This window comes from Pseudomonas sp. TE3-3-F2023 (assembly GCF_036784815.1).
Taxonomy (GTDB): domain Bacteria; phylum Pseudomonadota; class Gammaproteobacteria; order Pseudomonadales; family Pseudomonadaceae; genus Aquipseudomonas; species Aquipseudomonas pudica.
This window is the reverse complement of record NZ_CP145113.1, coordinates 1,672,535-1,694,425: the sequence shown is the minus strand read 5'-3', so window position 1 is coordinate 1,694,425 and position 21,891 is coordinate 1,672,535. Positions and strand designations below refer to the sequence as shown.

Here is a 21,891-nt window from a genome sequence, read left to right as displayed (position 1 = left end):
TCCGACCGCCGGTGAGTCCTCTTAAAGCCTTCTATGAACAAACCATACGCATTGCTGCTTGCCTTCGCCCTGCTCCAGGGCTGCCAGAGCCTGGCCCCGCAAAAGGCCGAGCCTCCCGTCGCCGAGGCCGGCAAGAGCGAGGCGGAAAAGCCCGTGGTGTATGGCTCGTTCAAGCAGGACACGCTCTATAGCCTGCTGGTGGCGGAGCTGGCCGGCCAGCGCAACCGCTTCGACATCGCCTTGGCCAACTACACCGACCAGGCTGCGAAAACCCAGGACCCGGGGGTTTCCGAACGCGCCTACCGCATTGCCGAATACCTCGGTGCCGACGAACCGGCACTGGACAATGCCCTGGTCTGGGCCCGCAACGACCCGCAGAACCTCGACGCCCAGCGCGCCGCCGCCATCCAGCTTGCCCGTGCCGGCCGCTATGACGACTCCATGACATACATGGAAAAGGTACTGCAGGGCCAGGGCGACACCCATTTCGATTTCCTCGCCCTGTCCGCCGCCGAAACCGACCAGAGCACCCGCGACGGCCTGCTCCAAAGCTTCGAACGCCTGCTGGTGAAGTACCCGGACAACAACCAGCTGGTGTTCGGCAAGGCCCTGCTGCTGAACCAGGACGGCAAGGCCGAAGAAGCCTTGGAACTGCTCGAGTCGCACCCGCCACAAAACGGCGAAGTCGCCCCGATCCTGCTGCGCGCGCGCCTGCTGCAAGCCCTGAACCGTGGCCCGGAGGCCCTTCCACTGCTGCGCGGGGCGATTCGCGACAACCCGGACGACAAGCGCCTGCGTCTGACCTACGCCCGCACCCTGGTCGAACAGGACCGCATCGCCGATGCCAAGGGCGAGTTCCTCAGCCTGGTCCAGCAATACCCCGAGGACGACGAACTGCGCTATTCGCTGGCCTTGGTGTGCCTCGAAAACAAGGACTGGGATGAAGCCGAGGGCTACCTGCAGGAGCTGATCGAACGCGACAGCAACGTCGACGCCGCACACCTGAACCTGGGCCGCATCCGCGAGGAGCGCCACGACCCCGCAGGCGCCCTGCGTGAATACGCCCTGGTCGGCCCGGGCCCCGACTACCTGCCGGCGCAACTGCGCCAGGCCGACATCCTGATCGCCAACGGCCGTGGTACCGAAGCCTCACGCCTGCTCGCCGATGCCCGCGAAGCCCAGCCGGACTACGCCATCCAGCTATTCCTGATCGAATCGGAAAGCTACAGCAACAACAACAAGGACGCCCAGGCCAGCCAGGTGCTGCAGCAAGCCATACAGCGCTACCCGGACGACCTCAACTTGCTGTACACCCGCGCCATGCTGGCCGAAAAGCGTGATGACCTGCCGCAGATGGAAAAAGACCTGCGTGCCATCATCGCCCGCGAACCGGAAAACGCCATGGCCCTGAACGCGCTCGGCTACACCCTGGCCGACCGCACCACCCGTTACAGCGAAGCCAGGGCGCTGATCGAAAAGGCCCATCAGCTGACTCCGGACGACCCGGCGGTGCTCGACAGCATGGGCTGGGTCAATTACCGCCTGGGCAAGCTCGACGAGGCTGAAACCTACCTGCGCAAGGCCTTTGCCAGCTTCCCCGACCACGAAGTAGCCGCCCATCTGGGCGAAGTGCTATGGGCCAACGGCAAGCGCCGCGAAGCCCGCCAGGTCTGGGCCAAGGGCTTCGAAGCCCAGGCCGACAGCCCCATCCTGCGCAAGACCATCCTGCGCCTGACCGGATCCGAGACTCTCTAACGCCATGTTCCTGCGCCATTGCATTACCTTCACACTGATCGCCCTGCTGGCCGGCTGCGCCGGCTTCGGTAGCCGCGAGGCCCTGCAAGGCCACGGCGACCCGCAGCAGTGGCGCGCCCATAAAGAGCAGCTGAGCAGCCTCGATGGCTGGCAGATCAACGGCAAGGTCGGTATCCGCGCCCCGCGCGACTCCGGCAGCGGCACACTGTTCTGGCTGCAACGCCAGGACTACTACGACATTCGCCTGGCCGGCCCGTTGGGCCGTGGCGCCGCACGCCTGACCGGCCGCCCCGGCGGCGTGGTACTGGAAGTGGCCAACCAGGGCCGCTACGAGGCCCCCAGCCCCGAAGCACTGCTGGAAGAACAGCTGGGCTGGCAGTTGCCGGTCTCGCACCTGGTCTGGTGGGTACGCGGCCTGCCCGCCCCCGACAGCAAGAGCAAGCTGACCCTGGACGGCGATAGCCGCCTGGCCAGCCTCGACCAGGATGGCTGGCAGGTGCAGTACCTGAGCTACACCGAACAGAACGGCTACTGGCTGCCCGAGCGGCTGAAGCTGCACGGCAAGGACCTCGACGTGACCCTGGTGGTCAAGGACTGGCAGCCGCGCCAGCTGGGGCACTGATACATGCAAACCCTTACCCTGCCCGCCCCGGCCAAGCTCAACCTGTGGCTGCACATCATCGGCCGCCGCGCGGACGGCTATCACGAGCTGGAAACCGTGTTCCAGTTTCTCGATCACGGCGACGAACTGAGCTTTGCCGTGCGTGACGACGGTGTGATCCGCCTGCATACCGAGGTCGAGGCGGTGCCGCACGACAGCAACCTGATCGTGCGTGCCGCGCGCAAACTGCAGGAACAATCCGGCACGACGATGGGCGCCGACATCTGGCTGAGCAAGGTGCTACCCATGGGCGGCGGCATCGGCGGTGGCAGCTCGGATGCCGCCACTACCCTGTTGGCCCTCGCCCACCTGTGGCAACTGGACTGGGACGAAGACCGCCTGGCCACACTGGGCCTGAGCCTGGGCGCCGACGTACCGGTATTCGTGCGCGGCCACGCGGCGTTCGCCCAGGGCGTGGGTGAACAACTGACCCCGGTCGACCCGGACGAGCCGTGGTATGTCGTGCTGGTGCCGCAAGTGTCTGTCAGCACAGTAGAAATTTTTTCACATCCACAGTTGACACGTGATTCACTCCCCCTTAAGATGCGCCCCGTTCCCGAGGGAAACAGTCGAAATGACTGCCAACCGGTGGTAGAGCAGAGTTACCCGGAAGTTCGCAATGCGTTGAATTCACTGGGTAAATTCACTGAGGCTCGACTGACCGGTACTGGAAGTTGTGTGTTTGGGGCCTTCCCAAGCAAAGCCGAAGCTGATAAAGTTCTGGCCCTTCTTTCAGCGACCCAAACAGGGTTTGTGGCGAAAGGAAGCAACGTTTCGATGTTGCATCGCAAGCTGCAAAGTCTGGTCAAGAAGTCGAGCGCATAAGCGTTCGCAGCAACAGATACAGGGGCGTCGCCAAGCGGTAAGGCAGCAGGTTTTGATCCTGCCATGCGTTGGTTCGAATCCAGCCGCCCCTGCCATTTTCCTTATACTCATCCAGGTTACCCTCAGCCTTCAGGTACTGCGCGTGTCCAAGATGATGGTCTTTACGGGGAATGCCAACCCCGATCTGGCTCGGCGTGTCGTACGTCAGCTGCATATCCCTCTCGGTGACGTCTCTGTCGGTAAATTCTCCGACGGCGAGATCAGCACTGAGATCAATGAGAATGTCCGCGGTAAAGACGTCTTCATTATTCAGCCGACCTGCGCCCCGACCAACGATAACCTGATGGAACTGGTAGTGATGGCCGACGCCTTCCGCCGCTCCTCAGCATCCCGAATCACCGCCGTGATTCCTTACTTCGGATACGCCCGCCAGGACCGCCGTCCGCGTTCGGCACGTGTAGCCATCAGCGCCAAAGTCGTCGCTGACATGCTCACTGTCGTAGGTATCGACCGTGTACTCACCGTCGACCTGCACGCTGACCAGATCCAGGGTTTCTTCGATATCCCAGTCGACAACATCTACGGCTCGCCCGTACTGGTCGACGATATCGAGGACCAGCGTTTCGAGAACCTGATGATCGTCTCCCCGGACATCGGTGGTGTCGTGCGCGCACGTGCCGTCGCCAAGTCCCTGGGCGTCGACCTGGGTATCATCGACAAGCGCCGCGAGAAGGCTAACCACTCCGAGGTCATGCATATCATCGGCGACGTCGAAGGGCGCACCTGCATCCTGGTAGACGACATGGTCGACACCGCCGGCACCCTGTGCCACGCGGCCAAAGCCCTGAAAGAACACGGCGCTGCAAAGGTTTACGCCTACTGCACGCACCCTGTCCTGTCGGGCCGCGCGATCGAGAACATCGAGAAGTCGGTTCTGGACGAGCTGGTGGTGACCAACACCGTTCCGCTGTCCGCCGCTGCTCAAGCCTGTGACCGTATCCGCCAGCTGGATATCGCACCGGTTGTCGCTGAAGCGGTCCGCCGCATCAGCAACGAAGAATCGATCAGCGCGATGTTCCGCTAAGCGGAACACACGCTGACGAAAAGCGCCCCGCCCCAACACTGGTTGTTGGGGCGGGGCTTTTTTGCCATCCCCGTTGGCGCTGGTCGCAAACGCCCTCGGGGGGCTATTTTGGAGAAACAAAATGACCGAATTCACTCTGAACGCCCAAGCGCGTACTGACCTGGGGAAAGGTGCGAGCCGCCGCCTGCGTCACTCCGCGAACATCCCAGCCGTTGTCTACGGTGGTAACCAGGACGCCCAGTCCCTGACCATCCTGGCCAAGGAAATCACCAAACTGTTCGAAAACGAGGCTGCCTTCAGCCACGTTCTGGAACTGAACGTCGACGGCGCCAAGCAAAACGTCGTGGTCAAGGCTCTGCAGCGCCACCCGGCAAAAGGTTTCATCATGCACGCCGACTTCGTTCGCGTCGTTGCTGGCCAGAAACTGACCGCCAAGGTACCGGTTCACTTCATCAACGAAGAAGCCCCGGTCAAGAAAGGCGGCGAGATCTCCCACGTAGAAGCCGAGATCGAAGTTTCCTGCGAAGCCAAAGACCTGCCTGAGTTCATCGAAGTCGACCTGGCCAACGCTGAAATCGGCACCATCATCCACCTGTCGGACCTGAAAGCTCCGAAAGGCGTAGAGTTCGTAGCTCTGGCCCACGGTGATGACAAAGCTGTTGCCAACGTTCACGCTCCACGCGTTGCTCCAGAAGCAGAAGGCGCTGCCGAGTAATCCACTCGCACGCCGGCGTTGATCGGGTTACAGTGCCGCGCGCCCTGTAACCCACCAACTCCAAGGAAGAGCCCCTGACGTGACCGCCATCCAGTTGATCGTCGGCCTGGGTAACCCCGGCCCCGAATACGAACAGACCCGGCATAACGCAGGGGCTCTTTTCGTTGAACGCATTGCCAGCGCCCAGCGCGTCTCGTTGACCGCTGACCGCAAGTATTTCGGCCTGACGGCTAAGTTCAGCCATCAGGGCAACGACGTTCGTCTGCTCATCCCCACCACCTACATGAACCGTAGCGGCCAGTCCGTGGCGGCCTTGGCCAATTTCTTCCGCATCAAGCCGGAAGCGATCCTGGTGGCGCATGACGAACTCGACCTGCCCCCAGGCGTCGCCAAGCTCAAGCGCGGCGGTGGCCATGGTGGGCACAACGGCCTGCGCGACATCATCGCGCAGCTCGGCAACCAGAACGACTTCCACCGCCTGCGGCTTGGCATCGGCCACCCGGGCGACGCCAAACTGGTCTCCAACTTCGTCCTGGGCCGCGCGCCGCGCGCCGAGCAGGAGAAGCTCGACGCCAGCATCGATTTTGCCCTCGGCGTGCTGCCGGACGTGCTTGCCGGCGACTTCGCCAAGGCGATGCGCGAGCTGCACAGCCAGAAGGCCTGATTTCCTTTAGAGAGGGGAATACCCATGGGTTTCAATTGCGGCATCGTCGGCCTGCCCAACGTCGGCAAGTCCACCCTGTTCAACGCCCTGACCAAGTCTGGCATCGCGGCGGAGAACTTCCCCTTCTGCACCATCGAGCCTAACAGCGGCATCGTGCCGATGCCCGATGCGCGCTTGAATGCACTGGCTGAGATCGTCAAGCCAAACCGCATCTTGCCGACCACCATGGAGTTCGTCGACATCGCCGGCCTGGTGGCTGGTGCCTCGAAAGGCGAAGGCCTGGGCAACAAGTTCCTCGCCAACATCCGCGAGACCGACGCCATTGCCCACGTGGTGCGCTGCTTCGAAGACGAGAACGTGATCCACGTTTCCAACAGCGTCGACCCCAAGCGTGACATCGAGATCATCGACCTCGAACTGATCTTCGCTGACCTCGACAGCTGCGAGAAGCAGCTGCAGAAGGTTGCCCGCAACGCCAAGGGCGGCGACAAGGAAGCCCTGGCGCAGAAGGCCATCCTCGAGCAATTGATCCCGCATTTCACCGAAGGCAAGCCTGCGCGCAGCCTGATGAAGAACATGAGCGCCGAAGACAAGGCGGTCATCCGCGGCTTCCACCTGCTGACCAGCAAGCCGGTCATGTACATCGCCAACGTGGCCGAAGACGGCTTCGACAACAACCCGCACCTGGACGTGGTCAAGGCCATCGCCGAGGAAGAAGGCGCGGTGGTTGTGCCGGTGTGCAACAAGATCGAAGCGGAAATCGCCGAGCTGGAAGATGGCGAAGAGAAGGACATGTTCCTCGAGGCCCTGGGCCTGGAAGAGCCTGGCCTGAACCGCGTTATCCGCGCGGGTTACGAGCTGCTGAACCTGCAGACCTACTTCACTGCCGGCGTGCAGGAAGTACGCGCCTGGACCGTGCGCGTCGGTGCCACTGCACCACAAGCCGCTGGCGTGATCCACACCGACTTCGAAAAAGGCTTCATCCGCGCTGAAGTGGTGGCCTATGACGACTTCATCCAGTTCAAGGGTGAGAGCGGTGCCAAGGAAGCCGGTAAATGGCGTTTGGAAGGCAAGGACTACATCGTCAAGGACGGTGACGTGATGCACTTCCGCTTCAACGTCTAAGCGCCAGACTGCAGTACCCGCAAACCCCTTGAGGCCAACGCCTCAAGGGGTTTTGTTTTTTCTGGCATCTGGCAAGCGGCACGCGCCCCCTGTGGGGGCGGCTTTAGCCGCGAAGAATCCAACGCAGTGGATGGCACCGGCTGCGCCGGTGTTCGCGGGCATGCCCGCTCCTACAGGTACCGCGCATTTTCTGGACATCGCATCAAACCTGCAGGAGCGGCCTTGTGTCGCGATAGGGCCGCAAAGCGGCCCCGAAATTCAGCATCTAAGCTGTGATTCAGCACCCTCCCCTGGACGCACGCCCATGCCTGAAAAACCTCGCCTCGACTGGCAACGCTGGTTACCCGGCCTGGTCACCCTGCTTCATTACCAACCCGCCTGGCTGCCCAAAGACATCGCCGCAGGCCTGGTGCTCACCACCATGCTGGTGCCGGTGGGCATCGCCTATGCCGAAGCGTCTGGCGTACCCGGCATCTACGGCCTGTACGCCACCATCATCCCGCTGCTGGCCTATGCACTGTTCGGCCCCAGCCGCATCCTGGTGCTAGGCCCGGATTCGGCGCTGGCCGCGCCGATCCTGGCGGTGGTGGTGCAGTACGCCGCCAGCGACCCGCAACGGGCAATCGCCATCGCCAGCATGATGGCCCTGGTGGCCGGGGCGTTCTGCGTGATCGCCGGTTTGCTGCGCCTGGGCTTCATCACAGAGTTGCTGTCCAAGCCGATCCGCTATGGCTACATGAACGGCATCGCCCTCACGGTGCTGATCAGCCAGTTGCCCAAACTGTTCGGCCTGTCGGTCGACAGCCAGGGCCCGCTGCGAGATACCTGGAACCTGATCCAGGCCTTGCTCGCCGGCCAGGGCCATTGGCCAAGCTTCGTGGTCGGCGGCGGTAGCCTGGCGCTGATTCTGCTGCTCAAGCCGTTCAAGCGCCTGCCGGGCATTCTCATTGCTGTGGTGCTGGCCACGCTGGCGGTGAGCCTGCTGGGGCTCGACCAGCAAGGCGTTAAAGTACTCGGCGAACTGCCCCAGGGGCTGCCCAGCTTCGTGTTCCCCTGGGTCAGCGATATCGACCTGGTGGAGGTGCTGCTCGGCGGCATCGCGGTGGCACTGGTGTCGTTCGCCGATACCAGCGTGCTGTCACGTTCCTACGCCGCGCGCATGAAGACCCCGGTCAACCCCAATCAGGAAATGTTCGGCCTGGGCGTGGCCAACCTGGCCTCGGGGCTGTTCCAGGGCATCCCCATCAGCAGCAGCTCGTCACGCACTCCCGTGGCCGAAGCGGCCGGCTCGCAGACCCAGCTCACCGGCATCATCGGCGCGCTGGCGGTGACGCTGTTGCTGCTGGTGACGCCCAACCTGATGCAACACCTGCCCAACAGCGCCCTGGCGGCAGTGGTGATTGCCGCAGCGTTGGGCCTGTTCGAGTTCGCCGACCTCAAGCGCATCTTCCGCATGCAGCAATGGGAGTTCTGGCTGTCGTTCACCTGCTTCGTCGGTGTGGCGGTATTCGGGGCCATTCCCGGTATCTGCATTGCCGTGGCGATATCGGTGATCGAGTTCCTGTGGGACGGCTGGCGGCCGCATCATGCAGTGCTGGGGCGGGTAGATGGCACCCGCGGTTACCATGATGTGCAGCGTTATCCACAGGCCCGACGCATTCCGGGGCTGGTGCTGCTGCGTTGGGATGCGCCGCTGTTCTTTGCCAATGCCGAGCAGTTCCAGGGCACGGTGATGGCGGCGGTAGATGCATCGCCTACCCCGGTACAACGGCTGGTGATCGCGGCAGAGCCGGTGACCAGCATCGATATCACCTCGGCGGACATGCTCGCCGAACTGGACCGGGCACTGGAGGCCCGGGGGGTGGAGTTGCAGTTTGCCGAGATGAAGGACCCGGTAAAGGACAAGATGCGGCAGTTCGAGTTGTTCGAGCATATGGGAGAGTCGGCGTTTCATCCCACTGTTGGGGCAGCGGTGGATGCCTACCTGGAAGAGAGTGGGGTTGACTGGAAGCCCTAGGTTTTCCCTGCTGGCCTCTTCGCGGGCACGCCCGCTCCCACAGGTACAACGACAACCTTGAAGTTTGTGCGATCCCTGTGGGAGCGGGCGTGCCCGCGAAGAGGCCAGTACAGAAGAGCTAAACAGTCCGAACCCGCCGCCGATCAATCCATATGAGCATGGCGCTAGCGTACACCGACACCGCCAGAAACAGCGCCATGCGCACGGCAAAGGCGCGGTACACATCCTGCCCGCCCGCGCTGTCCTGCACCGACTGCCCCAGCAAGATCAGCATGGTCGTCAGGCAACTCACCCAGTAAGCCGGGCTTTGCCTGGTATCAACCGCACGGTAGAGCTTGCGCCCCTGCCAAAGGACGAAAAGCAGCACCCACAGGAAAAACATCCACAGGTGCACGAACAGGCTCAACGCGCCCCACGTCAGTATCGCCAGCAACCCGGCCAGCAAGGTCGAGCCGATCAGCTCGCGGCTGGCATGCCGCGCGCGGGTCTCGCCGGCCTGCTGCCCCAGGCTCACTGCCTTCATGATCAGCGGCATGTACTGGTCCGGGGCAATCAGCGCCAGCAAGAAGGCCGGCATGACGATCAGCGTGGCACGCAAGGCGACCCAGCTCACCTGATCACTGTCGAGCAGAGGCGGTGCCGGTTGCGCCGGCGCATCAGCCGGCTCTGGAAACAGCACATGCGCTGCCGCGGTACCCAGCACCGCCAGCAGCATGCCTTTGGCCAGCGCTTCGACCACAGACAGTGCCAGGCTGAAGTCGCTGGTGCCGGCGGCAGCGATCATGGTCAGGCCGATCACCAGCAAATTGGCCAGCAGGCCGTTGCCCCCTTTCAGCGCATAACGCAAGGTCAGGAAGACCCCTACCCCTACCAGCAACACTCCACTCACCGGGGCATGGCGCAGCAGCGGAATCAGCAGCAGCCCGCTGCCGCAAGCAAGCAGCACCAGCACCGCCAGAGCCGGTGCCGCACGCAGGGGCAAAGGCTGGCTGCGCATGGCCAGCAACAGCACCGCGAACACCGGCGCCAGAATCGGCACCGGCAGGCCGATGCCGAAACTCACCGCCACGCACAGCGCCACGCCCCAGGCCAGGCGCAGGGCGCGCAGGCGGCGCAACTCAATAGGCATACGACAGCCAGCTCATCAGCCACATGAACAGCCGGCCCAGCAGGTTCAATGGGTTGCCCTCGCTTGGCAGGGCCATGACTTCGGCCTGGCCGCCGACCCGCAATCCGCTCTTGTCCTGCAACTGGTCACGCTCCAGTTCGACGATCACCGGGAAGCGCTGCGCAGAGCGCAGCCACTCGCGGCTGTTCTGCACTGTCGGCAACGTGCCCGGCGGGGTACTCTGGCCCACACTCACGCCGTAGCCGATGCTGCGAATGCGCCCCTTCAACACCGTGCCGGGCAGCGCATCGAGCACTACCAGCACCGGGGTTTCAGGGCGCAGCCGACCGAGGTTGTTCTCGGTCATGTCGGCACTTATCCACACGTCATGGATGGCGATCAGGGTCATCATCGGGCTGCCGGCGCCGACGTAGTGGCCAACGTCAGTGCGCAGGTCCGTGATCAGCCCGTTTGCATCGGCGCGTACAATGGTGCGCGCCAGGTCCAGCCGGGCTTTTTCCACATTGGCCGCCGCACTGCGCAGTTGGGCGTTGTCGTCCTGCGCCCCGCCCTGCTGCTCACGGGCCCGCTCCACTTCGGCACGGGCTGCCGCCACCTGGCTGATGGCCTGGTCGCGGCTGGCCTGGGCGCCCTCAAGGCGGCGCACCGAAACCGTGCCCGGGTCCTCATCGATCAGGCGCTTGAGCCGCTCGGCGTCCTGCCGCGCCTTGCGCTCGTTGGCCTGGGCCGCCACCAGCGCCGCCTGGGCCGAGTCGATGCCAGCGGTGTGGGCGCCGATCTGCCGGCGTACCGCGTCCAGGTCGGCTTCGGCGCGGGCCAGGGCGATGCGGTACTGTTCCTGGTCCAGTTCGAACAGCACATCGCCCTTGCGTACTTCCTGGTTGTTGCCTACCGCCACACGCTTCACCTGCCCGGCCACCTCGGCACTCACCGGCACCACGTAAGCCTGCAGGCGGGCCTGCTGGGTATAAGGCGTGAAACGGTCGGCCAGCAGGTACCACAGCAGGCTCACGGCAATCAGCAGCAGCACCCAGCGCATGCCGCGATCGGCGGCTGGCGGGGGGGGCGTCGGCATGGCGTCGCTCATTTCGTTTCACCTTGTGCATGTGCGCTGGGGGGTGGCTCGTCGAGCAGTTCGCCCCAGTCGGTGCGTTGCTGCATCTGCTTGCGGGTGGCCGGGTCGATCGGTGCGCGACTGGCGTCCCAGCCGCCGCCGAGCGCCTTGTACAACGTCACCAGGCTGCTGACGGCATTGCCCCGGCTGACCAGGTAGCCGTCCTGTTGCTGCAACAGCAGTTGCTGGGCGTCGAGCACGCGCTGGAAGTCGGCAAAGCCTTCGCGGTACTGCGAGCTGGCCAGGTTCAGCGAGCGCTGCGCGGCCTGCGAGGCCTGGTCGCGGATGCTTGCGCTCTGCAACGAACGCACCAGCCCGCTGGCGGCATCGTCGGCCTCGCGGGCGGCTTCGCGCACGCCCTGGTGATACAGCTCGATCAGCTGCTGCAAGCGGGCATCTTCCACGCGCACGGCGTTCTTGCGCCGGCCGTAGTCGAACGGGTTCCAGATCAGGCTGGGCCCGGCGGCGATGTCGAAGGTGTCGGGCAGGTGATTGGCCGTGACGAAGCTCCAGCCGATGCTGCCCAGCAGGCTCAGCTGTGGATAAAGGTCGGCCTCGGCCACCCCGACCAGCGCCGACTGCGCCGCCACCGCCTGCTCGGCGGCGCGGATGTCCGGGCGACGCTGCAGCAGGCTGGCGGGCACGCCCTGCAGCACGGCACGGTCCGGCAACGGCAACTGGCCGTGGCCGGCATCCAGCTGTGGCAGCGGCCCGGGCGGCCGGCCCAATAGCGAGCACAGCACATTGCGCAGGGCATTGAGCTGGTTCTGGAACTCGGGGATGGTGGCCTGAGTAGCCAGGTACTGGGTGCGCGCCTGTTGCCAGTCGAGTTCGTCGTTTTCGCCATGACGGAACAGCCGCTCGGTTATCTCCAGGCTACGCGCCTGGCGGCGGGCGTTTTCTTCGGCGATATCCAGCCGCGCCTCGGCGGTGCGCAGGGCAAAGTAGGTGTCAGCCACCTGCGCACGCAACAGCAGCATGGCATCGGCGTAATTGGCCTGTGAGGCGAAGTAGGCGGCGTCGGCGCTTTCGATGGCGCGGCTGAAGCGCCCCCAGAAGTCGATTTCCCAGCCGATGTCGAAGCCCGCGCTGGATTGCCAGAACACCGAATCGCGGGCGGTGGAAGTGCCGGACTGGTCCTGTTTCAGGTACAGGCTCTGGGCGCGCAGCTGCTGCAGCTGTGGATAACGCCCGGTCTGCACGATGGCCAACTGGGCGCGGGCTTCGGCAATGCGCAAGCCGGCCACGCGCAGGTTGCTGTTGTTGGCATCGGCCTCGGTGATCAAGGCGTCCAGGGCCGAGTCGGCGAACACGGCCCACCACTGGCGCAGGTCGGGCGCCGCGGCCTGCTGCCCGGCCTGCTCCAGCAGCGGGGTGTTCCAGGTGCTCAGCCACGGGTCTTGGGGCGGCTGGAAATCGGGACCGACCTGGGTACAGCCCACCAACGTGGCAGCCAGGCTCAGTGCACAACCACAGAGGCGTCCGGGCATGGCAGGCCCTGGCTCACGCCGACGGCTCGACGGGGTTTTCCGGCACCTGCAGCGCCACCCATTGCCAGAACAGTACATAGGTAACGCCAAGGATAACCGGGCCGAGGAACAGGCCGATGATGCCTTTGACCACCATGCCGCCCAGCGCCCCGATCAGCACCACCGGCATCGGCACGTCCACCCCGCGCCCCAGCAGCAGCGGCTTGAGCACGTTGTCGGCAAGCCCGGCGACGAAGGTATAGATGGCGAAGATGATGGTCGCCACGGTAAAACCTTCGACATTGAATACGTAGATTATCACCGGCACCGTGATCAACGTGGCCGGTGCCTGGGCAATCCCCAGCATGAGGATGACGATGGCCAGCATCCCGGCCCCCGGCACCCCTTTGATGACGAAGCCGACACCGATCAGCAGCATCTGGATGAATGCGATGCCGATCACACCCTGAGCCACCGCGCGAATGGTGGCGGTGCACAGTTTGGCCAGTGGCTTGCCGCGCTCCTCGCCCGACACCCGCATGGCTATACGCTGCGCCGCGATTTCGCCGCGGTCACCGAACGCCATGATGATGCCCGAGACGATGATCGCCGCAATGAACAACAGGAACGCGCCGCCTGCGCTGGCCGCCGCCCCCAGCACCGTGCGCCCGGCACCCTTGAGCTGGGGCATCCACTGGTTCAGCACACCGGCCATGTTTTCCGAGGCTGCCAGCCACAGGGCATGCACCTTCGGCCCGATCAGCGGCCAGGCAGCCACCGAATCGGGAGGTGCGGGCACGGTCCAGGCCCCGCTCTTGAGCAGCGTCACCAGGCTGTCTACCGACTCGCCGATGGACATCACAACCAGGTAGATCGGCACCAGCAGCACGACCAGTACCAGCAGAACGACCAGCGTCGCCGAAAGCCCGTCCTTGAGCCCTGTGCGGCGCTGGATGCGGCAATATAACGGGTACAAGGTCACCGCCAGGATCACCGACCACAGCATCAGCTCCAGAAACGGCTGGAACGTCTGGAAGGCGAAAACCACCAGCGCAGCCACCAGGCCGGCTTTGATGAGCACATCGAGCAAGCCCCGCGACAGGCGGCTGTCCAGCTTGATACCCGGTTGCATGCTTCACCTCCGAACTCCAGGTGCGCCATGTGGCGCGATTCAGTGGCCCGCTTCAGGGGTTGCCTGCGAGGGGCTGTCGTCACGCAACTGCCGCGCCAGCGCCATCATTACCAATGGCACTACCGCCATCGACAAGGTGATGGCCAGCACCAGCAGGTCATGCACCTGCTGCGCCAGCACCTGATGGTCCAGCGCCAGCTTGAACACCACGAAGGCAAACTCGCCACCAGACGCCAGCACCACACCCAGGCACAACGCCTGGGCCTGGTTGAGCCCACCCGCCATGCGGCCCAGGCCATATAGCAGCGGCAACTTGATGACCACCAGCAGCAGGGTCAGCCCCAGCACCACCAACGGCATGCCAAACAGCAGGCGCAGGTCGGCGCTCATCCCCACGCCAACGAAGAACAGCCCCAGCAGCAAACCCTTGATGGGCTCGATCTGGGTTTCCAGTTCGTGGCGGAAAGGCGACTCGGCCATCAATACACCCGCCAGAAATGCCCCCAGCGCCATCGACACACCCACGTGCTCCATCACCCAGGCGGTGCCCAGCACCACCAGCAAGGCGGTAGCGGTCGACAGCTCGGGCAGGCCCGAACCGACTGTCCACTTGAAGACAGGAGTCAACAGGTAGCGGCCAAAGATGATCAGCACACCTATGCCAACCACCACCGCCAGCACCGGCCAGGCACCTTCGTCGGCGGTGCTGACATCACCGCCGAGCAGCGGCACCACGGCAATCAACGGGATCGCGGCAATGTCCTGGAACAGCAGGATCGCCACGGCCAGGCGGCCGTGTGGCTTGCCCAGGTCCTTGCGCTCGGCCAGTACCTGCAGGCCAAACGCGGTGGACGACAGCGCGAGGCCCAGGCCCAGCACGATGGCAGCCGGCTTCGACTGGCCGAACAGCCAGTACGCCAGCAGGCCAAGCACCGCAGCGCTCAGGCCCACTTGTAGCGAGCCGACGCCAAACAGCGCCCGGCGCATGCTCCACAAACGCCGTGGCGACAGCTCCAGGCCGATGACGAACAGCAGCATCACCACACCCATCTCCGACAGGCGTGCCACGTTATCCGGGTTGTTCAGCAAGCCAAATACCGATGGCCCTATCAGGATGCCCGCCAGCAGGTAGCCGGGCACCGCCCCCATTTTCAAACGCTGCGCCAGCGGTACAAGAAGCACCACGGCCAGCAGGAACACCACCGTCGCCTGCAACAGGCTGCCGTCATGTGGCATAGGCTCGCACCCTCGCTGATCCCCGCGGGGAAAGATCAGAAACGCTCTTCGACGACTTTGAATGGGTAGTTGACCGCCTTGTATTTGCCGATCTTGCCGCGCTTGGGCAATTTCACCTGCCCGTCGCTGGTGATGTCCTTGTAGGGGATGCGCGTCAGCAGATGGCTGATGATATTCAGCCGGGCACGGCGCTTGTCGTTGGAATGGGCCATGAACCACGGCGCCCAGGACGAATCGGAGGCGGCGAACATGTCGTCGCGGGCCCGGGTGTATTCATCCCAGCGGGTGTACGACTTGAGGTCCATCGGCGACAGCTTCCACAGCTTGCGGCCATCGTTGATGCGGTCCTGCAGGCGGCGGGTCTGCTCTTCGGCGCTGACCTCCAGCCAGTACTTGATGAGGATGATCCCCGACTCGACCATCATCTTTTCGAACAGCGGCACCACGGTGAGAAACTTGCTGCTCTGTTCTTCGCTGCAGAAGCCCATCACCCGCTCGACACCGGCGCGGTTGTACCAGCTGCGGTCGAAGATCACTACCTCGCCTGCGGCAGGCAGGTGGCCCAGGTAGCGTTGCACATACATCTGGGTCTTTTCCCGCTCGGTCGGTGCCGGCAGCGCCACCACGCGGAATACTCGCGGGCTGACGCGCTCGGTAATGGCCTTGATGGTACCGCCCTTGCCGGCGCCATCGCGGCCCTCGAAGACAATGCACACCTTCAGGCCCTTGGCCACCACCCACTCCTGCAGCTTCACCAGTTCCACATGCAGCTGCTTGAGTTCCTTCTCGTACGCCTTGCCGCCCAGTTTCTCCGGCTGGTCCTTGGGGTCTTTCTTCCTGGACGACTTCGACATGGCACTCTCCTGAGGGCGAATGAAGAGTCAGTATGGTCGATCCATGGCAGTTTGCCGCTTCGCTTGTGGATTTCGCTGGCTTGCTTCTATCTCATTGATTCTGCGGGTGCTTATGGGTGTTCCGGGGAGGGTGTGGGAGCGGGTTTACCCGCGAATGCGTCATTGAAGCTACCGACGCATTCGCGGGTGAACCCGCTCCCACAGGGTATGCGATGCCTTCGTGGCCAGATTACTTGGCCAGTTTGTTGTAGCTGGTCATCAGGTTGCGGTAGTCCGGAATATGGTTGGAGAAAAGGGTTCCCAGCCCTTCGATATCGTTGCGCCAGTCACGATGCAGCTCGCAGGCCACGCCGAACCAGGTCATCAGTTGCGCCCCGGCGGCCTCCATGCGCCGCCAGGCCGAGTCACGAGTCAGTTCGTTGAAGGTGCCGGAGGCATCGGTGACGACGAATACCTCGAAGCCCTCCTCCAGCGCCGACAGTGCCGGGAAGGCCACGCACACTTCGGTCACCACGCCGGCGATCAGCAACTGCTTCTTGCCGGTGGCCTTGACGGCCTTGACGAAGTCCTCGTTGTCCCAGGCGTTGATGTTGCCAGGCCGGGCGATGTACGGGGCGTCGGGGAACTGCTCTTTCAGTTCGGGCACCAGCGGGCCGTTGGGGCCCGTCTCGAAACTGGTGGTGAGAATGGTCGGCAGCTTGAAGTACTTGGCCAGGTCCGACAGGGCCAGGACGTTGTTCTTGAAGCGGTCGGGGTCTATGTCCCTTACCAGCGAGAGCAGGCCGGTCTGGTGATCGACCAGCAGCACGGCGGCGTTGTTCTTGTCCAGACGCTTGTATTGAAAGGCCATGACGGTTCTCCTTGCTTCAGCGGGTTGGGAATATCAGCGTAGGCAAGGATGAAAGGTGGATGGGACCGTCAGTCGGTTCGCCTGCCGAGGCCGGCGATGGGGCCGCATGGCGGCCCCTGCAATACTCAGCCGAGCACCTTGCCAGCCACCTCATCGACCGCCGCCTTGGTGATGGCGACGATCTTCTCGGCATCCTCCTGGTTCAGCACCAACGGCGGTGCAAAGCCGAGAATGTCACCATGCGGCATGGCCCGGGCGATCATCCCGCGCTCAAGGCACGCTGCCGACACCTGTGGCCCGACTTTCAACGCCGGGTCGAACGCCGTGCGCGCCTCGCGATCGGCCATGAACTCGACTGCGCAAAGCATGCCGTCACCCCGTACTTCACCCACCAGCGGGTGGCCTTCGAAGGTTTCGCGCATGCGCCGGTTCAGGTAAGCCCCCACCACTTCGGCGTTCTCGGTCAGGTTCTCGCGCTCGAGAATATCCAGGTTGGCCAGCGCCGCCGCCGCGCAGATCGGGTGCCCGGAGTAGGTCCAACCGTGGCCCATGGGGCCGGCCTTCTGCGAGCCTTCTTCGATCACGTTCCACACCTTCTCGCCAACGATCACGGCCGACAGGGGCGCATAGGCGCTGGTCAGGCCCTTGGCCGTGGTGATCAGGTCCGGGCGAATGTCGTAGCGCTGGCTGCCCATCTTCGAGCCCAGGCGGCCGAAGGCGCACACCACTTCGTCGGCGATCAACAGCACGTCGTAGCGCTCGAGCACGGCCTGGATAGCCTTCCAGTAGCCCTTGGGCGGCACGATGATGCCACCGGTGCCCATCAGCGGCTCGCCAATGAACGCGGCGACGGTATCGGGCCCTTCGGCCAGGATCAGTTGCTCCAGTTCGTCGGCGCAATAGCGCACGAAGGCCTGCTCATCCATGCCGGCCGGTGCCTTGCGGTACCAGTGCGGGCAGACCGTATGCTTGACGCCTTCCACCGGCAGGTCGAAATGCTGATGGAAGCTGGGCAGGCCGGTAAGGCTGCCGGTCATGATGCCCGAGCCGTGATAGCCGCGGTCGCGAGAGATGATCTTCTTCTTGAGTGGGCGGCCGAGGATGTTGTTGTAGTAGCGCACCAGCTTGACCTGGGTCTCGTTGGCATCGGAACCCGACAGGCCGTAATAGACCTTTTTCATCCCGGCCGGCGCCCAGTCGATGATGCGGCTGGAAAGCTCGATGATCGCCTCGGTCGAGTGGCCGACGTAGGTGTGGTAATACGCCAGCTCCTTGGCCTGGCGATGGATGGCGTCAGCGACCTCGGTACGCCCGTAACCGATGTTCACGCAGTAAAGGCCGGCGAAGGCATCGATCAGTTCGCGGCCTTCATGGTCACGCAGGCGGATGCCCTCGGCACCGATGATGATCCGGCCCTTGAGCGCGCCGCTGGCGTGGTCATGGGCGTGGGTCGAGGGGTGCATGAAGTGGGCGCGGTCCTGTTCGAACAGCTGGCTGAATTCTTGGCTCATGGCAAACACTCCTTAGAACTGACCGTGGTGGTGCAAGCAAACGTATTTGGTTTCGACGAAGGGTTCGAAGCCCTCGCTGCCGCCTTCGCGGCCCAGGCCCGAGGCCTTCATGCCGCCGAACGGGATAGGGTGGCCGGTGAACTTGACGCCGTTGATCGCCACCATCGCGTGGTCGAGCCGGCGCACCAGCGGGTGCACGACATCGAGGCGGTTGCCGACGATGTAGGCAGCCAGGCCGTATTCAGTGTCGTTGGCCATGGCGATGGCCTGCTCCAGCGTGTCGAATGGCATGACCCCGGCAATCGGCGCGAAGTTTTCTTCCTGGTAGATGCGCATCGCCGGCGTCACATCGGCGAGCACCGTCGGCTGGAAGAACCAGCCCCCCAGCGCATGGCCCTCGCCACCGACCAGGCGCCGGGCGCCACGCTGCAGGGCGTCCTCGACCCGCGCCTGGGTGGCATCGAAGGCGGCCTGGTGCATCAGCGGGCCGACCTCCGTGGCTGTCTCCTCGCCATCGACCATCGCCGGGCCAACCTTCAGCGCCCGCACCGCTTCGGCAAAACGCGCCAGGAATGTTTCGTACAACGGCCGCTGCACCATGATCCGGTTGGCCGCGCAGCAGTCCTGGCCAGACGTCTGGAACTTGGCTGCCACGGCCACCCGCACGGCCAGCTCCAGGTCGGCATCGGCGCAGACGATGAACGGCGCATTGCCGCCCAGCTCCAGCGCAACTTTCTTCACTTCCTGAGCCGCGGCTTGCAGCACCAGCTTGCCCACCCGGGTCGAGCCGGTGAAGCTGACCGCCCGCACGCGGCTGTCGCGCACCAGGGTTTCCATGGCCATTTGCGGCTCGCCGATCACCACGTTGAATACCCCCGGCGGGAAGCCGGCGTCCTCTGCCAGCTGGGCCAGGGCCAGCGCCGAGAACGGTGTTTCGTGGGCCGGCTTGACCACCACCGTGCAGCCGGCCGCCAATGCCGCAGCCGCCTTGCGGGTGATCATGGCGCTGGGGAAGTTCCATGGGGTGAGCAGCGCGCAGACCCCGACGGGCTCCTTCAGCGTACTCAGCTGGGCACCCGGAATATGGCTGGGGATGGTCTGCCCGTTGAGGCGCCGGGCCTCCTCGGCAAACCAGGGGATGAAGCTTGCCGCATAGGCGATTTCACCGCGTGCTTCGGCCAGCGGCTTGCCCTGCTCCTCGCTGAGAATGCGCGCCAGAGCCTCCTGGTGCTCGAGCATCAATTCGGCCCAACGCCGCAACAGCGCAGCGCGGCTGTCCAGGCTCTGCTGGCGCCAGGCCGGGAAAGCCCGCTGGGCGGCATCCACCGCGGCAACGATCTGCTCATGGTCGAGCAGAGGCACATGGCCGATGACCTGGCGGTTGGCCGGGTCATGCACGGCGATGCTGTTGCCGCTGTGGCTGTGCAGCCATTGGCCATCGACGTGGCACAGGCTGTTGAATGGGTAGTGGTGTGACATGACTGTTCTCCATACCTCGTTGTCGTGGCGCCAGGTTCAGGCCAATACGTCAGCGATTACCGCCAGGGTGTCGCCGCACTGCACCAGGCCGGGAAAGTGCCGGGCTGCGAGCAAGCCATTGCGTCGGGCGCGGTACTCGACCGGGGCGCTGCCGGTGCGGCGGATGTCATGGATACGGGCGATCACCTCACCCTGGCTGACCGTTTCGCCCAGGTCGCGGCACATCTCCAGCAATCCGTCGTGCTCGCTGGCGATGAAGCAATCGCCATCGGGCATGTCCAGCAGGGTTGTCTCGCCCTGCTCCAGTTCGCCGGCGAGGATGCCGGCGTGAATCAGCACATTGCGCACGCCGCGCTCCGCCAGGGCCACGCTTTTCGCCGTGGAGGTGCCACCACCGCCCAGTTCGGTGGTGATGAACACCTTGCCCTGCTCTTCTGCCGCGGTGTCGTACATCGCCTGCGCATCCAGCTCGAGCATGCGCATGCTGTAGGGCGCGGCGAAGGCCTGCATGCCAGCTTCACAACGGGCCTGCTGGGCCTTGTCGGGCAGCACATGGCATGCAGCGAACGGCAGGAAGTCGAGGGTGCGACCACCGGAGTGGATGTCCAGGACGATATCGGCCAACGGCAGCAGGGTGCAGCGGAAATAGTCGGCGATCTTTTCCGTCACGCTGCCATCGGGCCGGCCAGGGAAGCTGCGGTTGAGGTTGCCCCGGTCGATCGGCGAGGTGCGGGTGCCCGCCTGGAACGCCGGTGTGTTCATGAACGGCACGATGATCACCCGCCCGCTTATCTGCCCGGCCTGCAGCTGCTGGGCCAGCTTGCTCAGCGCTACCGGGCCTTCGTATTCGTCACCGTGATTGCCACCAGTGAGCAAGGCTGTCGGGCCATCGCCGTTCCTGACCACCGTCAGCGGAATCATCACCGCACCCCAGGCCGAGTCGTCACGCGAGTACGGCAGCTTGAGGAAGCCGTGCTGCACGCCGTCCTGCTCGAAATCCAAGGTACAGGTGATGGGGTTGGCCACCGTGGCGGCGGCCTGTGCAATCGCATTCATGGGTCAATCCTTCACGAACAGCTGGCGCGGCACGTTGCACAGGGTCTCTACCCCGGTCTCGGTGATGAGGATGCTTTCGGTGATCTCCAGGCCCCAGTCGTCCATCCACAGCCCCGGCATGAAGTGGAAGGTCATGCCCGGTTGCAGCACGCTGGTGTCGCTCGGGCGCAGGCTCATGGTGCGCTCACCCCAATCTGGTGGGTAGCTGATACCGATCGGGTAACCACAACGGCTGTCCTTGTGGATGCCGAACTTCTCCAGTACGCGGAAGAACGCCCTGGCGATGTCACCGGTGGTGTTACCCGGCCGCGCGGCATCAAGGCCGGCCGCGATACCTTCGACCACCGCCTTTTCGCCATCGAGAAAGTGTTGCGGCGGCTTGCCCAGGTACACGGTGCGCGACAGCGGGCAGTGGTAGCGCTTGTAGCAGCCGGCAATCTCGAAGAACGTGCCGGCGCCGCGGGTGAACGGTGAATCGTCCCAGGTCAGGTGCGGCGCGCTGGCATCCGCGCCGGTCGGCAACAACGGCACGATGGCCGGGTAGTCGCCGCCATGGCCATCGACACCGAGGATGCCGCTGCGGTAGATCTCGGCCACCAGCTCGTTCTTGCGCATGCCGGGCTCGATGCGTTCGAGGATGCAGCCGTGCATCTGCTCGACGATGCGCGCGGCGATACGCATGTATTCGATTTCCTGCGGCGACTTGACGGCCCGCTGCCAGTTGACCAGCCCGGCGGCATCGCTGAAACGCGCCTGTGGCAGGTGCTTGCACAGCGCCTGGTAGGCCGCCGCGCTGAAGTAGTAGTTGTCCATCTCCACGCCGATGCTCAGGCCGCCCCAGCCCTTGGCCAGAATCACCTCCTGGCACAGGTAGTCCATCGGGTGACGCTCGCGTGACTGCACATAGATGTCCGGGTAGCCGACGATGTTGTCGTGCTGCATGAACACCGTACGCCGTGCACCATTGGCGTCCTGGCCGCGGCCAAACCAGATCGGCTCGCCATCGAGCGCCAGCAGCACGCACTGGTGCACGTAGAACGACCAGCCGTCATAGCCGGTGAGCCAGGCCATGTTAGAGGGATCGGTAACCAGTAAAAGCTCCAGGCCCTGTGCCTGCATGGCAGCGCGGGTCTTGGCCAGGCGCTGGGCGTACTCCTGCCGACCGAACGGCAGGTTGACCACTGTTTGTGACATGCGGATGCCCTTCTTGTGAGT

At 64.2% G+C, this 21,891-nt stretch carries 19 protein-coding genes and 1 tRNA gene; 9 read left to right on the top strand and 11 right to left on the bottom strand.

The genetic code is table 11. The annotated features are described in order from the left end of the window. Positions 1–33 precede the first annotated feature (33 nt). From V3314_RS07665 to sulP, 9 genes are all read left to right on the top strand, one after another. Positions 34–1,755 (top strand): tetratricopeptide repeat protein, encoded by a 1,722-nt coding sequence (locus V3314_RS07665; protein WP_108480144.1) that lies wholly within the window; start codon positions 34–36, stop codon positions 1,753–1,755. Positions 1,756–1,759: 4 nt separating this feature from the next. Then, on the top strand, positions 1,760–2,377 hold the full coding sequence (lolB, locus tag V3314_RS07660; protein WP_046616010.1) for a lipoprotein insertase outer membrane protein LolB: 618 nt from the start codon (positions 1,760–1,762) through the stop codon (positions 2,375–2,377). Between the two features lie 3 nt (positions 2,378–2,380). Then, entirely contained in the window at positions 2,381–3,241 is an 861-nt protein-coding gene (gene ispE / locus V3314_RS07655; protein WP_085601909.1) for a 4-(cytidine 5'-diphospho)-2-C-methyl-D-erythritol kinase, read from the top strand. Positions 3,242–3,261: 20 nt separating this feature from the next. Next, positions 3,262–3,336 (top strand) — tRNA-Gln (locus V3314_RS07650). Between the two features lie 47 nt (positions 3,337–3,383). Further along, on the top strand, positions 3,384–4,325 hold the full coding sequence (locus V3314_RS07645) for a ribose-phosphate pyrophosphokinase (RefSeq protein ID WP_003247410.1): 942 nt from the start codon (positions 3,384–3,386) through the stop codon (positions 4,323–4,325). Between the two features lie 121 nt (positions 4,326–4,446). After that, positions 4,447–5,040 carry a 50S ribosomal protein L25/general stress protein Ctc gene (locus V3314_RS07640; protein ID WP_013970896.1) on the top strand — a complete coding sequence of 198 codons (594 nt, stop codon included), beginning with the start codon at positions 4,447–4,449 and terminating at the stop codon, positions 5,038–5,040. 79 nt (positions 5,041–5,119) lie between these two features. Next, a complete protein-coding gene (gene pth, locus V3314_RS07635) occupies positions 5,120–5,704 on the top strand; it encodes an aminoacyl-tRNA hydrolase (protein WP_008099045.1) in 585 nt (194 codons plus the stop codon). A 24-nt stretch (positions 5,705–5,728) separates the two neighbouring features. Beyond that, on the top strand, positions 5,729–6,829 hold the full coding sequence (gene ychF, locus V3314_RS07630; RefSeq protein WP_013970895.1) for a redox-regulated ATPase YchF: 1,101 nt from the start codon (positions 5,729–5,731) through the stop codon (positions 6,827–6,829). A 304-nt stretch (positions 6,830–7,133) separates the two neighbouring features. Next, the gene (gene sulP / locus V3314_RS07625) at positions 7,134–8,846 is read left to right on the top strand and encodes a sulfate permease (protein ID WP_338460105.1); all 1,713 of its coding nucleotides are present in this window, start codon (positions 7,134–7,136) and stop codon (positions 8,844–8,846) included. Positions 8,847–8,964: 118 nt separating this feature from the next. Here sulP and V3314_RS07620 read toward each other — a convergent pair whose 3' ends face one another. The 11 genes from V3314_RS07620 to doeA form a co-directional block, all read right to left on the bottom strand. Continuing rightward, entirely contained in the window at positions 8,965–9,975 is a 1,011-nt protein-coding gene (locus tag V3314_RS07620) for a DUF2955 domain-containing protein (RefSeq protein WP_284385779.1), read from the bottom strand. After that, a complete protein-coding gene (locus V3314_RS07615) occupies positions 9,965–11,062 on the bottom strand; it encodes an HlyD family secretion protein (RefSeq protein ID WP_338460104.1) in 1,098 nt (365 codons plus the stop codon). Before V3314_RS07615 ends, V3314_RS07620 begins: the two co-directional genes overlap by 11 nt. Further along, positions 11,059–12,579 (bottom strand): TolC family protein, encoded by a 1,521-nt coding sequence (locus V3314_RS07610; RefSeq protein WP_338460103.1) that lies wholly within the window; start codon positions 12,577–12,579, stop codon positions 11,059–11,061. The genes V3314_RS07615 and V3314_RS07610 overlap by 4 nt, the downstream gene beginning before the upstream one ends. Before the next feature lie 13 nt (positions 12,580–12,592). Then, on the bottom strand, positions 12,593–13,690 hold the full coding sequence (locus tag V3314_RS07605; protein WP_046616004.1) for an AI-2E family transporter: 1,098 nt from the start codon (positions 13,688–13,690) through the stop codon (positions 12,593–12,595). 39 nt (positions 13,691–13,729) lie between these two features. Next, on the bottom strand, positions 13,730–14,926 hold the full coding sequence (locus V3314_RS07600) for a monovalent cation:proton antiporter-2 (CPA2) family protein (RefSeq protein ID WP_046616003.1): 1,197 nt from the start codon (positions 14,924–14,926) through the stop codon (positions 13,730–13,732). Positions 14,927–14,961: 35 nt separating this feature from the next. Further along, on the bottom strand, positions 14,962–15,780 hold the full coding sequence (ppk2, locus tag V3314_RS07595) for a polyphosphate kinase 2 (RefSeq protein ID WP_046616002.1): 819 nt from the start codon (positions 15,778–15,780) through the stop codon (positions 14,962–14,964). A 229-nt stretch (positions 15,781–16,009) separates the two neighbouring features. After that, complete coding sequence (gene ycaC, locus V3314_RS07590; RefSeq protein WP_010951959.1) at positions 16,010–16,630, bottom strand: isochorismate family cysteine hydrolase YcaC; 621 nt, start codon at positions 16,628–16,630, stop codon at positions 16,010–16,012. Positions 16,631–16,755: 125 nt separating this feature from the next. Beyond that, the gene (locus V3314_RS07585) at positions 16,756–18,141 is read right to left on the bottom strand and encodes an aspartate aminotransferase family protein (RefSeq protein WP_338460102.1); all 1,386 of its coding nucleotides are present in this window, start codon (positions 18,139–18,141) and stop codon (positions 16,756–16,758) included. Between the two features lie 12 nt (positions 18,142–18,153). Continuing rightward, entirely contained in the window at positions 18,154–19,620 is a 1,467-nt protein-coding gene (locus V3314_RS07580) for an NAD-dependent succinate-semialdehyde dehydrogenase (RefSeq protein ID WP_338460101.1), read from the bottom strand. Between the two features lie 36 nt (positions 19,621–19,656). Beyond that, positions 19,657–20,676: a N(2)-acetyl-L-2,4-diaminobutanoate deacetylase DoeB gene (gene doeB / locus V3314_RS07575; RefSeq protein ID WP_338460100.1), complete on the bottom strand. Its 1,020-nt coding sequence runs from the start codon at positions 20,674–20,676 to the stop codon at positions 19,657–19,659. Positions 20,677–20,679: 3 nt separating this feature from the next. Next, positions 20,680–21,870 (bottom strand): ectoine hydrolase DoeA, encoded by a 1,191-nt coding sequence (doeA, locus tag V3314_RS07570; RefSeq protein WP_085601899.1) that lies wholly within the window; start codon positions 21,868–21,870, stop codon positions 20,680–20,682. Between the last annotated feature and the right edge of the window lie 21 nt (positions 21,871–21,891).

Coding starts and splice junctions, on each gene's coding strand:
- V3314_RS07665 (WP_108480144.1), top strand. CDS start 34: ATGAACAAACCATACGCATTGCTGCTTGCCTTCGCCCTGCTCCAGGGC.
- doeA (WP_085601899.1), bottom strand. CDS start 21,870: ATGTCACAAACAGTGGTCAACCTGCCGTTCGGTCGGCAGGAGTACGCC.
- V3314_RS07610 (WP_338460103.1), bottom strand. CDS start 12,579: ATGCCCGGACGCCTCTGTGGTTGTGCACTGAGCCTGGCTGCCACGTTG.
- V3314_RS07585 (WP_338460102.1), bottom strand. CDS start 18,141: ATGAGCCAAGAATTCAGCCAGCTGTTCGAACAGGACCGCGCCCACTTC.
- ycaC (WP_010951959.1), bottom strand. CDS start 16,630: ATGGCCTTTCAATACAAGCGTCTGGACAAGAACAACGCCGCCGTGCTG.
- ispE (WP_085601909.1), top strand. CDS start 2,381: ATGCAAACCCTTACCCTGCCCGCCCCGGCCAAGCTCAACCTGTGGCTG.
- V3314_RS07620 (WP_284385779.1), bottom strand. CDS start 9,975: ATGCCTATTGAGTTGCGCCGCCTGCGCGCCCTGCGCCTGGCCTGGGGC.
- ychF (WP_013970895.1), top strand. CDS start 5,729: ATGGGTTTCAATTGCGGCATCGTCGGCCTGCCCAACGTCGGCAAGTCC.
- sulP (WP_338460105.1), top strand. CDS start 7,134: ATGCCTGAAAAACCTCGCCTCGACTGGCAACGCTGGTTACCCGGCCTG.
- V3314_RS07605 (WP_046616004.1), bottom strand. CDS start 13,690: ATGCAACCGGGTATCAAGCTGGACAGCCGCCTGTCGCGGGGCTTGCTC.
- doeB (WP_338460100.1), bottom strand. CDS start 20,676: ATGAATGCGATTGCACAGGCCGCCGCCACGGTGGCCAACCCCATCACC.
- V3314_RS07580 (WP_338460101.1), bottom strand. CDS start 19,620: ATGTCACACCACTACCCATTCAACAGCCTGTGCCACGTCGATGGCCAA.
- V3314_RS07600 (WP_046616003.1), bottom strand. CDS start 14,926: ATGCCACATGACGGCAGCCTGTTGCAGGCGACGGTGGTGTTCCTGCTG.
- ppk2 (WP_046616002.1), bottom strand. CDS start 15,780: ATGTCGAAGTCGTCCAGGAAGAAAGACCCCAAGGACCAGCCGGAGAAA.
- V3314_RS07640 (WP_013970896.1), top strand. CDS start 4,447: ATGACCGAATTCACTCTGAACGCCCAAGCGCGTACTGACCTGGGGAAA.
- lolB (WP_046616010.1), top strand. CDS start 1,760: ATGTTCCTGCGCCATTGCATTACCTTCACACTGATCGCCCTGCTGGCC.
- V3314_RS07615 (WP_338460104.1), bottom strand. CDS start 11,062: ATGAGCGACGCCATGCCGACGCCCCCCCCGCCAGCCGCCGATCGCGGC.